This window comes from Kitasatospora sp. NPDC047058, from assembly GCF_040643935.1.
Taxonomy (GTDB): domain Bacteria; phylum Actinomycetota; class Actinomycetes; order Streptomycetales; family Streptomycetaceae; genus Kitasatospora.
In genome coordinates, this window is sequence record NZ_JBEYVJ010000771.1 from 1 (window position 1) to 1,844 (window position 1,844).

At 78.9% G+C, this 1,844-nt stretch carries 1 protein-coding gene; it reads right to left on the reverse strand.

The window, feature by feature from the left end:
• Nucleotides 1-134 precede the first annotated feature (134 nt).
• Nucleotides 135-1,772: a regulator gene (locus ABZ885_RS40330; RefSeq protein WP_360200057.1), complete on the reverse strand. Its 1,638-nt coding sequence runs from the start codon at nucleotides 1,770-1,772 to the stop codon at nucleotides 135-137.
• Between the last annotated feature and the right edge of the window lie 72 nt (nucleotides 1,773-1,844).

Consider the following 1,844-nt stretch of genomic DNA (forward strand, 5'->3'; position numbering starts at 1 on the left):
CGCGCGCAGCGCCTGCGCGGGGACGCCCGCACCGGCCGCCGTCAGGGGCGGCCGGTGCGGGGTGAACGCCGAGGGCTCCGGTGACCGCTAGGCCGGGTCCCGGCCGCTCCTCGCCGCGGTCCCGGCCGCTCCCGCTAGATCACCCCCGCCTGACGGGCCGTCTCCTCGAAGGCGCGGGCCACCGGGCTGCCGCGGTACGGGGTGAGCCGCCGGTGGAAGTCCCGCACGTACTCCAGCGAGCGGGCCGAACGCATCTCGCCGGCCGCCCGCAGGGCGTCGGTGGCCATGGAGCACGCCTCGTCCAGGTCGCCCATGCCGAGCCGGGCGGTGGCCAGCACCAGCCGGCAGAAGATCCGGCTGCGGGCGTAGGCGGGCGAGCGCAGCCGCAGCGACTTCTCGGCGTGCTGGGCGGACGTCCGCCACTGCTGGAGGTCGCGGTAGCAGTGGGCGAACTCGTCGGAGAGCTGGGCCTCGTCGAAGTAGCGCGCCCAGGAGGGCAGCTCGTCCCCGACCCGGGCCGCGGCCAGCGACCGCTCGGAGCGCACCAGCGCGGTGGTGCAGGCCCGGACGTCGCCGAGCAGGCCGTGCCCGCGCGCCTCGGCGGCGTGCAGCAGCGCCTGCACGGTGGGCGGGACGGCGGTGCCGACGCCCTGCTGGGCGACCCGGGCCAGCTGGACGGCCTCCCGGCCGTGGCCGAGGTGCACCGCCTGCTGGCTCATCGTCACCAGCACGTACCCGCCGAGCGCGCGGTCCCCCGCGGCCTGGGAGAGCCGCAGCGCCTGGACGAAGTAGCGCTGGGCCAGGCCGTGCGCGGCGATGTCGAAGGACGTCCAGCCGGCCAGCCTGGTCAGGTCGGCGACGGCGCCGAACAGCGCCCGGCCGATCTGCTCGCCGTACCGGCCGCGCAGCATCGGCTCGGCCTCGCTCTCCAGGTACCGGACCAGCGCCTGGCGGGCGTGGCCGCCGCCGTAGGCGTGGTCCAGCGCGCGGAAGAGGTCGCCGACCGCGCGGATGGCGGCGATGTCGCCCCGGCCGACCCGCAGCGCCGGCCGCGGCTCGCGGGCCGGGTCGGTGTAGGGCGGCTCGACGGCGATGGGCGGGCGGCGGCTCTGGGTCGGCACCCGGCCGAGGGCGCCCGCCCCGGCCTGGGCGGCCGCGGCCGCAGGGCTGGCGGTGGACCGGACGACGGGCGCCGGGGGTCCGCCGAGCGCCGGGCCACGGGCCGGGACTGCGGCCGGCGCGTTCGGGGCGGCGGCCTGGCTGCCGGCGGCGTCCGGCCGGGGCAGGGTGGAGCCGTCCCGGGCGACCCGCTCGTCGGTCCGGCCGATCAGCCAGTCCCGGCTGGGGACGACCAGCCCGGCCGGGGTGAAGGCGATCCGGCGCAGCTCGGACTGCGGGCCGTTGTCCTTGCGCCACATGCTCGCCACGATGTCCACCGCCTCCTGCGGCGTCTCGGCGAACTCCAGGCCGGCGTAGACCGGGGCGCAGGCGTCCAGGCCGAGGTCCTGGGCGGTGAGGCGGCGGCCGAGCCGGCGGGTGAAGACCTCGGCGATCAGCGCGGGGGTGGCCCCGCGCGGCTGCTGGCCGCGGAGCCAGCGGGTGACGGAGGTCTTGTCGTAGCGCAGGTCGAGCCCGTGCTCCAGGCCGAGCTGGTCCACCCGCCGGGCCAGGCCGGCGTGCGAGAAGCCGGCCTCCTCGATCAGCGCGGCCAGCTGGCCGTTCTGCGGGCCGGAGTGGCCGGCCGCGGGCGGCGGCGGCGCGGGTGCGGGCACGACCGGCTCGTCCGGCTCGGCGGCGGCGCCGAGGTGCGGTTCGCCCCGGTGCGGTTCGCCCCGGTGCGGTTC